We start from the raw sequence: 9,158 nt of genomic DNA, 5'->3' as shown, positions 1-9,158 counted from the left end.
GGACACCCCAGGGCGCTGCGGCACACCCGGCGAGCAGACGCCGGACACCCGAAGAGCGGACGCCGGACACCCCGGGGGCAGTCCGGGACACCCGGGGGCGGATGCGGCGCCCGCCCGGCGAGCGGACGCGGATCGCCCCGGGGACAGGCCACGACACCCGGGAGCGGCTACGGCATCTCCGGTGAGCAGACGCGGGACGCCCCAGGGACAGCACTCAACGCCCGAGGGCACTGCGGAACGCCCGACGAACGGGCGCCAGCCGCCCAGAGGACAGCACACAACGCCCCGACGGCCACCGCGGCACCTCCGAAAAGGGCACGCCGAACACCCGGCAAGCGAACGCGGGACGCCCCAGGGACAGCACGCGACGTCCGAGGACACCGCGGCACGCCCGACGAACCGACGCCGGACGACAGCGCACGACACCCGAGGGCCGTCGCGGCACCTCCGGCGAGCGGACGCCGAACGCCCAGGACACGCATACGCAATGCCCAGCGCACGTCGAACCCGGCGTCCCGGGTTCCGGGTGTTCAAACCTTCCGGGCTCAGAATCCCTCCTTCGGGGCAATCCCTCGGCACCCGGGCGTGCCGTTCGCCGGGGGCACTCATGATCTGCGTCGTGCATGGACCCGAACGGACCCGATCCGCCGTCGCCACCAGGGCGTTGGCCGTGCTGTCGCTGACCTGGGCGCTGGCCGGCGCGCCCGCCGGTCCGGCCGCAGCGCACTCCTGCGCCTGGGCCTCGACCGGAGCAGGCGGCATCGACGCCGTGGCGGTCGCCGGGAGCGGCGGCCGGCTCATACCGCTGACGTGCCCGACGCCCACACCGACGCCCACACCGACCCCGACGCCCACTCCCACTCCTACGCCCACCCCGACCCCGACACCAACCCCGGTCCCCACGCCCCCTCCCCCCGTGCCGAAGCCTCCCCCGCCGTCCCCGCTCCCCCCTCCGCCCGAGCCCACCCCGACCCCGGAGCCGCCGCCCCCGCCACCACCCCCGCCGAGGCCCGCCCCCGCGCCGCCGCCTCCCCCGCCACCGCCTCCGCCCCCTCCCCCGCCGCCTCCGGCGCCCGCTCCCCGTCCCACGCCCGCTCCGACCCCGAGCCCGGCCCCCACGCCCACCCCGCGGCCCTCCCCCACGCCGGTCAGCTATCCGCCGTACCGGCCCGCGACCCATCAGCAGGCCACCCACGGCGGCACCTCGCCGGTCACCTTCGTTCTGCTCATCACCGTGCCCGCGGTGGTCGCCGTAGCCGCGCTGCGACCGCGCTGACTCTGGAGGCATCCCTTGCCGGAATGGCTTGTTCTTACTCTCGCGATGCTGGCCGCCTGCGCTTTGGTGGTCGCCATCACGCTGGTCCGCAACCGCGCCGCGTCCGACGACGAGGACCCCTCCGAGACACCGGACGTCATCGAGTACATGACGATGTGGATCGGCGTGGTCTACGCGATCGTCCTGGGCCTGGCCATCGCGGGCGTCTGGGAGGCCCGCAACATCGCCCAGGACCACGTCCGCGCCGAGGCACAGGCGCTGTACGAGATCTCCGAGCGGGTACGGGTCTATCCGGCCGAGGCACGAGACCGCATCCGGGACGATGTCAACACCTATGTCGGACACGTCGTCGACACCGAGTGGAAGACGATGGCCGACGAGGGGAGGATCACGGAGCGCGGCGACGAGCTGATGGCCCGTATCCGCGCCGATGTCACCGACTACCAGCCGGGCAACGACTTCGAGGCGCAGGCGTACCAGCCGCTGCTCGACCAGGTGACCGCCGCCTCCCAGGCCCGCAGCTCCCGCGCCGACTCCCTGGGGGCGACCATGCCGGGGGTGGTGTGGTTCGGGCTGATCGCCGGAGCCGTCATCACCGTCGGCATGGTGCTGGCCCTCCAGATCCGGCGCACCTTCCGCGAACTCGTCCTCGCCGGGCTGTTCTCCGCGCTGATCGCCTTTCTGCTGTTCCTCATCTGGGACTTCGACGCGCCCTACAGCCGGGGCGTCACGGCGTCCGCGGAACCGTTCCTCAATCTGTTCCCGGGCATCGGGGACTGACGGACCGACGGGGGTTCACCGACGGCGTCGCCACGCCGGGCCCGTCCCCCGGCCGTACCAACCGCGTCCCTCCAGCGGCCCAGCCGTATGCCCCATTCGCACGACTGCGTTCGCGCGCCTGTGCGGATCTTCCTAGCGTTTCGGTCATCGAGGTGCATTTCTGGCGCCGGCGGAACAGGTCCGCGGCTGCTCCTCGGGGACCCGGAGGATTCACCATGCGCGCGATACGCGTCGGCTCGGCCGCACTGCTGGCCGTCAGCGCCCTTGCTCTCACCGCCCCCGCCGCACAGGCGCGCGGCGAGGAGGAGTCCCGGCTGCGGGTCTCGGTGGCCCCCCAGACCATCGCCGCCGGAGGCCGGGTCACTCTGCGGGCCGAGGGCTGCGAGCGCGAGGTGCGGGTCTCCTCGGGCATCTTCGACGATGTCACCATCTCCCGGGGCCGGGGCAGCGCCGAGGCCACCATCGACCGTGAGGCCAGGAAGGGCGCGGTCTACGAGGTGAAGTTCCACTGCGGCACCTTCTGGGAGACCGCCGAACTCACCGTCGCCGAGGGCCGCCACGACTCCTCGTACGACTCCGGCTACTCGGACTCCGACTACTCCGGCTCGGGGTATCCGCAGCGTGGTGTGCACGCCGGTGAGGGCGGTTCGCTCGGCGGGTTCGACATCGAGGAGATCGGCCTCGGGCTCGCGCTGATCGCCGGCTCGGTCGGAGCCGCGTACCACTTCTCGCGCCGCCGGTCCGCCGAGGAGAGCGGCTGACGCCTCCGGCACGGCAGGGCTTCGCCCCGGACTCCCGACGAGGGACCGGGGCGAAGTCCTGCCGTGCCGGAACCGGCCGGTCAGAAACGCTTCTCGGCGCGGCGGCGCATCCAGAACACGCCGCCGCCCAGCAGGGCCGCCCCAACCAGGCCGCCGCCGATCGCCATGTCGGTCGGCGTGGCGCCGTTGGTGCTGCTGCCGCCGATGCCGCCGCGCACACCGCCGATGACGGTGAAGGCACGCGGGCGGGTCAGGGTGGCGCCGTCGCAGTTGACGTGGATGTCGTAGTTGCCGGGGCGGGCGTCGCGGTGCACGGTGGCGCGGCCTCTGGCCGGTTCGGCGGCGCCCCGGGTGGGGGTGAGGGTGGTCGGGCGGAAGGCCCGCGAGGACGCGGTGCCGCCGTTGCGGCAGCCGTCGACCGTGATGGTCAGCTGCCCGCCGCGGGCGATGACCTGGGGCCGGGCGACGATGTTGCTGGGGCCCCGATCACGCCGGTCCCCGAGACCGCCCCGATCGGCGACCTCGCCCCGGTCACCGAGACCGTTGCCACCGAGACCATTGCCACCGAGACCGTTGCCACCGAGACCGTTGCCTCCGAGACCGTCGCCACCGAGACCGCCCCGGTCGGCGAGTTCGTCCCCGCCGCCGAGTGCGCCCGCGTCGTCGAGTACGCCCCGGTCCTCAAGAACTGTGTCGTCCCTGACGCCCGAGTCGTCCGCGAGGCCGCCTCCTTGGCCGGGACTCTCCCAGGCGACGGCCGCAGGGGCGGCGAGCCCCACGACGGCGACCGCGGCGACCGAGGCCGCCAGGGTTCTGGCAGTACGCATGTGATCCTCCGCGGAAGGCGCCCCGGGATCCGTTTCCGGTCTTTGAGCGAGATAGCACCTCCCAGATAGACCCTCAGATGCCGTGTGCGCGCGCGCATTTCGGCGATGGTCCGTCCTGGTGAGGCAACACGCCGGGGGAAAACCGCGCAATCGGATATTGCCGCAGGTCACGGACCGTCAGAAAATTCCTGCTCGCGCCGACTCGGATGGCTCACCGGGAAAGGGCCGGGGCCACCCGTTCGCATCTGTCCCCGCGCCGGTTTCCGCCCCGGCACTTAGCGTTTCCCCATGCGCGACTGACGCGGCGACGGCCGGGTCGAGAGGGGATGGCGAATGTCTGCTTCCGAGCTGGCCGAGCTGGCGGAAGAGGAGGAGCGGCGCAAGCGGCGGGCCCCCTGGGGCGTGATAGCGCTCGTGCTGCTCACCGGGCTCGCGCTCCTCCGCAATGGTTCGGGGGAGTTCGACGAGGGCCCCCCGCAGCCCGCGTCCGCCGCGGCGGACACCCGTACGGCGCCCGGCACCACCTTCGGCAAGGAGCTGTCGCCGCTGCCCTACGCGATCCCGGACCGGGTGCGGATCCCGGCGATCCAGGTGGACGCGCCGATGATGCCGGTGGGTCTGGACGCGGCGGGCTGGGTGGACGCGCCGCCGCCGGAGGACCCCAATCTCGCCGGATGGTTCACCGGTGCGGTCTCCCCCGGGGAGAAGGGCACGGCCGTGGTCGTCGGCCATGTCGACAACAGCCAGGGGCCCGCCGTGTTCTACGGGCTCGGCGCGCTGAAGCAGAAGAACCACGTCGAGGTGGCCCGCCGGGACGGAAAGACCGCGGTATTCGAGATCTACGGCATCGAGGTGTTCGAGAAGAACAATTTCCCCGGCGACCGGGTCTATGCCTCCAAGGGCACCGCCGAATTGCGGGTCATCACCTGCGGCGGCGGTTTTTCCCAGCAGAATGGCTACGACGGTAATGTCGTCGTCTTCGCCCGCCTGGCCGAGGTCCGCTGACCGGATCCCGGCCGGGCGGGCCGCCCGTCACGCGGGGTGCCGGCGGGGCACGGTGATGTGGTAGCCCGCGTCGAGCAATTGCGGCAGATAGTCCCGCAGCGCCTGCACGCTCTGCGAGCGGTCGCCGCCGGCGTCGTGCGAGAGCACCACGACGCCGGGTCCGGCGCCCTCGTGGACCCGCTCGACGATGGTGCGGGTGCCGGGGGTGGTCCAGTCGAGGGTGTCGACCGTCCAGGCCAGCGGTTCCATGCCGAGTTCCGCGCCGAGCTGGAAGGCGGCCCGGTTCCAGGCGCCGTAGGGCGCGCGGAACCAGCGCGGCCACTCGCCGACGGCCTCCTCGACGGCCTCGCAGGTCCCTTCCATCTCGCCGCGGATGGCCGACCGGCCGAGCGAGGTCAGCAGCGGGTGGGACCAGGTGTGATTGCCGATGACATGACCGGCGTCGGCCATCCGCTCCATCAGGCCGCGGTTCTCCACGACCATCTCCCCGCACACGAAGAACATCGCGGGGACGTCGTACGCGGCGAGGGTGTCGAGGATGTCCGGGGTGTAGCGGGGGTCGGGGCCGTCGTCGAAGGTCAGCACCATGGTGCGGCCGATGGTGTCCACGCTCAGCAGCGGCTCGGTGCGCACGGGGAGGCGGCGGGGGGCGGTGCGCGGCGCTCCGTGTCCGGTGAGCGGCTGGAGCCGGTAGGCGGAGGGTTTCTGCGGAACGCGTGCCGGTGCCGCCGGCGGGCCGGGCGTGACGGGGGCGGGATCGCCGCCGGAGCGCAGGGAGAACAGGCCCGCCGTGCCGGCCGCGCCGAGTGCGGCGAGGGTGCCCAGCAGTGCGCGGCGGCGGGTGAGGAACTGATCCTTCGTCATGACTCATGGGTCGCCCAGGGGGGGCCTGGCGCACCGTAGCGACACCGGCGCGGTGGGGGATTGCACCCGGGCGGACCAGTCGGCTCCGCTGATCGGGCGTTTGTTGGGTGAGTGCCGGGAGCGGTTGTGGGTGGGTGCGGCGCCATGGGGGCTGGTCGCGCAGTTCCCCGCGCCCCTAGAAGCAGGGCGTATCCGCGAAAGCCTGTCCCCCAGCGGACCCTGCGCGTCGTCAAGGTCCTTGGCGATGGGGATCCTGGCGTTTCACCAGGGGGAACGGGAGGGTTTCTCTGATGGTTCGGTCGGTGAGGAACATGATCAGGCGGTCCACTCCGATGCCCAGGCCGCCGGTGGGGGGCATGGCGTACTCCAGGGTGGTCAGGAAGTCCTCGTCGAGTTCCATGGCCTCCGGGTCGCCGCCCGCCGCCCGGAGGGACTGGGCGGTGAGGCGGCGGCGCTGTTCGACGGGGTCGGTGAGTTCGGAGTAGGCGGTGCCGAGTTCGGTGCCGAAGGCGACCAGGTCCCAGCGTTCGGCGAGGCGTGGGTCCGTGCGGTGCCGGCGGGTGAGCGGGGAGACGTCGATGGGGAAGTCCTGGTAGAAGGTCGGGAAGCGGGTCCGTTCCTCGACCAGTCGCTCGTACATCTCCAGGACGATGTCGCCCTGGCCGTCGTCGGCGGTGTACGGGACATGGGCGCGGTCGCAGAGCCGGTGCAGGGCGGGCAGTTCCATGTCCGGGGTGATCTCCTCGCCCAGGGCCTCGGAGAGGGCGCCGTGGACGGTCCTGACGGGCCAGGGCCCGGAGATGTCGTACTCCTGGCCGTCCTTGCGGGCGACGGGGCGGCCGAAGGCGGCGGTGGCGGCGGCCTGGATCAGTTCGCGGGTGAGGTCGAGCATCACGTCGTAGTCGGCGTACGCCTGGTAGGCCTCCAGCATGGTGAACTCGGGGTTGTGCTTGTGGGAGACGCCCTCGTTGCGGAAGGTGCGGCCCATTTCGAAGACCTTCTCCAGGCCGCCGACGCACAGCCGTTTCAGATACAGCTCGGGGGCGATGCGCAGGTAGAGGTCGAGGTCGTAGGCGTTGCTGTGGGTGGTGAAGGGGCGGGCGTCGGCGCCGCCGTGGATCTGCTGGAGCATCGGCGTCTCGACCTCCAGGAAGCCCCGGTCCAGCAGGCCCTGGCGCAGGGCCTGGACGGCGGTGGAGCGGATGCGCAGGACGGAACGGGCCTCGGGGCCTGCGATCAGGTCGACGGAGCGCATACGGACCCTGGTCTCGGGGTCGGTCAGGCCCCGGCGTTTGTCGGGCAGCGGGCGCAGGCATTTGCCGGTGAGCCGCCAGGAGGTGACGAAGACGGTCGCCTCGCCGCTGTCGCTGGTGCCCGCGCGGCCGGTGGCGGTGATGTGGTCGCCGATGTCGGTGTCCGCGCGGAAGGCGGCGAGGGCGGGCCCGGAGCCGTCGCGGGTGAGGGCGAGCTGGTGGTCGCCGGACCAGTCGCGCAGGGTGAGGAAGAGGATGCCGCCGAAGTCGCGGACCCGCATGATCCGGCCCGCGACGGTCACCTCCCCGGTGGCGGGGAGGTCGGCGAGGGCGTGGGTGCGGGGCGGGACGCCGACGGGGTAGGGGTCGGTGCCCTCGGCGCGCAGCCGGTCCAGCGTGCGGTGGCGCAGCCGGATCTGTTCGGGGAGGGCGGTCGACGGGTCGGCGGGGGCGGTCCCGTCGCCCGTGCCGGGGGCGAGCGGGGGCAGGGCGGCGATGGCCGCAGGTCGCCGGCCGTCCTTGGGGTGGCCCTTGCGCCAGAGCTTGCGCAGCGAGGGTACGGAGACGAAGCCCTCGGCGATGCCGGACGCCAGGCCGATCCGGGCGAGGGAGGCGGCCTCGCCCCAGCAGATGAAGCGCGGGTACCACTCGGGGTGGTACTTGGCGTTGGAGCGGTAGAGCGCCTCCAGCTGCCACCAGCGGGAGAAGAACAGCAGCAGGCCGCGCCAGAGCCGGAGCACCGGTCCGGCGCCGATCCGGGCGCCCTCCTCGAACACCGAGCGGAACACGGCGAAGTTGAGCGAGATCCGCCGGACGCCGAGGCGGGGGGCGGCGGCGCACAGCTCGTCGACCATGAACTCCATGACGCCGTTGGGCGCGGAGCGGTCGCGGCGCATCAGGTCCAGGGAGACCCCGTCGCGGCCCCAGGGCACGAAGGAGAGCAGCGCCAGCAGCTTGCCGTCCGCGCCGAGCGCCTCCACCAGCAGACAGTCTCCGTCGGCGGGGTCGCCGAGCCGGTCCAGGGCCATGGAGAAGCCGCGTTCGGTCTCGGTGTCCCGCCAGGCGTCGGCCTTGTCGACGAGGTCGCGCATCTCGTCGTCGGTGAGGTCGGCGTGGCGGCGGACGCGGCTGGCGGCGCCGGTGCGGCGGACCCGGTGCACGGCCTGCCGGGCGACCCGCATCTCCCGGCCGTCCAGGTCGAAGGCGGCCACGGACAGGATCGCCTCGTCGCCGAGCTGGAGGGCGCCGAGCCCGGCGCGGGCGAACGCCTTCGCGCCCTCCTCGGAGGCGCCCATGACGGCGGGCGCCCAGGCGTGCCGGCGGGCCCGGTCCAGCCAGACGGCGATGGCGTGCGGCCATGCCTCCCGGTCGCCGACCGGGTCACCGCTGGCCAGGCAGACGCCGGCCTCGACGCGGTAGGTGACGGCGGCCTTGCCGCTGGGCGAGAAGACGACGGCCTTGTCCCGGCGGGTGGCGAAGTAGCCGAGCGAGTCCTGGGCGCCGTACACCGTGAGCAGGGCGCGGATCCGGGCCTCCTCGTCGTCGTGCAGGGCGGCCTCCAGGCGCTGGGAGCGGAACAGCGCGGCGGCGGCGTTCAGCAGGGCGAGCGCGCCGAAGAGGCCGAGCAGGAAGGCGAGCTGACGGGGTGGGCGGCCGTCGTAGGCGCCGGCGGCGACCAGGCCGCCGCACACCCGGTCGGCGGCCCAGGCCAGGCGCTGGCTCCGGGGCAGGGTGCCCGGGAACAGCTCCACCAGGCCCCAGCCGACCAGGGTCGCCACCACGATCCCGGCGATCAGGACGGCGAGCGCGCGCCACACCGCGCCCCGGCGGGAGGCGGCGTAGAACTCGTCCCTCGCGATGATCAGCAGGAGCAGGGCGAGGGCGCACACGATCAGCGAGGCCAGCGACGCGGAGTACAGGCCGAGCGCCACGGCGAAGGCGTCGGTCAGGATCAGCAGGCCGAGATAGACGACGATCAGCCACCAGGCGACCTTCTTGCGGGCGGCGGTGGCGGCGGCCAGCAGGAAGAGGAAGACGGCGTAGGCGAGGTTGGCGCTGACCGGGACGATCACCGCGTCCAGGACGTCCACCAGCGGGCGCAGCGGGATGCGCAGCGGGGGGATCAGGGCGAGCAGGGCGGAGAGCAGCCCGAGGGCGCCGAAGAAGACGGCGAAGCCTTCGGGGACCCTGCCGAGCGCTCCGCCTCCGGGCCGCCCGCCGTCTCCGTCCGGTGCCGTCCGGGCCGGTCCGGCGTCCTGGGTCGCGCTCATGTCATCGACTCTAGGAAGCCCGCGCCCGCCTCGCGCGTCGGCGACGAGCGGCGACGACCGGCCACCAGCGGCGAGGACCGGCGGCGACCCGTGGAACCCGTGGAACCCCTGCAGAGGGGCGG

At 73.1% G+C, this 9,158-nt stretch carries 6 protein-coding genes and 1 pseudogene; 4 read left to right on the top strand and 3 right to left on the bottom strand.

All coding sequences use genetic code 11. The annotated features are described in order from the left end of the window. The 3 genes from ACFRFC_RS08460 to ACFRFC_RS08450 form a co-directional block, all read left to right on the top strand. Positions 1-185: hypothetical protein (locus tag ACFRFC_RS08460; RefSeq protein ID WP_383112596.1), on the top strand; the 185-nt coding region annotated here is incomplete at its 5' end. Positions 186-1,291: 1,106 nt separating this feature from the next. Next, a complete protein-coding gene (locus ACFRFC_RS08455) occupies positions 1,292-2,056 on the top strand; it encodes a hypothetical protein (protein ID WP_382687396.1) in 765 nt (254 codons plus the stop codon). Between the two features lie 215 nt (positions 2,057-2,271). Continuing rightward, complete coding sequence (locus tag ACFRFC_RS08450) at positions 2,272-2,817, top strand: hypothetical protein (RefSeq protein ID WP_382687394.1); 546 nt, start codon at positions 2,272-2,274, stop codon at positions 2,815-2,817. 80 nt (positions 2,818-2,897) lie between these two features. On the opposite strand, the pseudogene ACFRFC_RS08445 reads toward ACFRFC_RS08450, so the two are convergent. Then, positions 2,898-3,376: pseudogene (locus ACFRFC_RS08445) on the bottom strand (hypothetical protein). Between the two features lie 601 nt (positions 3,377-3,977). Here ACFRFC_RS08445 and ACFRFC_RS08440 point away from each other — a divergent pair. Further along, on the top strand, positions 3,978-4,649 hold the full coding sequence (locus ACFRFC_RS08440) for a class F sortase (RefSeq protein ID WP_382687391.1): 672 nt from the start codon (positions 3,978-3,980) through the stop codon (positions 4,647-4,649). Positions 4,650-4,676: 27 nt separating this feature from the next. Here the strand turns inward: ACFRFC_RS08440 and ACFRFC_RS08435 are convergent, their stop codons facing one another. Together ACFRFC_RS08435 and lysX are read right to left on the bottom strand one after the other, a co-directional pair. Continuing rightward, a complete protein-coding gene (locus ACFRFC_RS08435; protein ID WP_382687389.1) occupies positions 4,677-5,513 on the bottom strand; it encodes a polysaccharide deacetylase family protein in 837 nt (278 codons plus the stop codon). Positions 5,514-5,742: 229 nt separating this feature from the next. After that, positions 5,743-9,036: a bifunctional lysylphosphatidylglycerol synthetase/lysine--tRNA ligase LysX gene (gene lysX, locus ACFRFC_RS08430; protein WP_382687387.1), complete on the bottom strand. Its 3,294-nt coding sequence runs from the start codon at positions 9,034-9,036 to the stop codon at positions 5,743-5,745. Positions 9,037-9,158: the final 122 nt, after the last annotated feature.

Origin of the sequence: Streptomyces sp. NPDC056734 (assembly GCF_042790455.1) — a bacterium.
Classification (GTDB): Bacteria; Actinomycetota; Actinomycetes; order Streptomycetales; family Streptomycetaceae; genus Streptomyces.
Note: the sequence above shows the minus strand (reverse complement) of the source record. Positions and strands in the feature narration are given on the sequence as shown.

Coding starts and splice junctions, on each gene's coding strand:
- ACFRFC_RS08440 (WP_382687391.1), top strand. CDS start 3,978: ATGTCTGCTTCCGAGCTGGCCGAGCTGGCGGAAGAGGAGGAGCGGCGC.
- ACFRFC_RS08435 (WP_382687389.1), bottom strand. CDS start 5,513: ATGACGAAGGATCAGTTCCTCACCCGCCGCCGCGCACTGCTGGGCACC.
- lysX (WP_382687387.1), bottom strand. CDS start 9,036: ATGAGCGCGACCCAGGACGCCGGACCGGCCCGGACGGCACCGGACGGA.
- ACFRFC_RS08450 (WP_382687394.1), top strand. CDS start 2,272: ATGCGCGCGATACGCGTCGGCTCGGCCGCACTGCTGGCCGTCAGCGCC.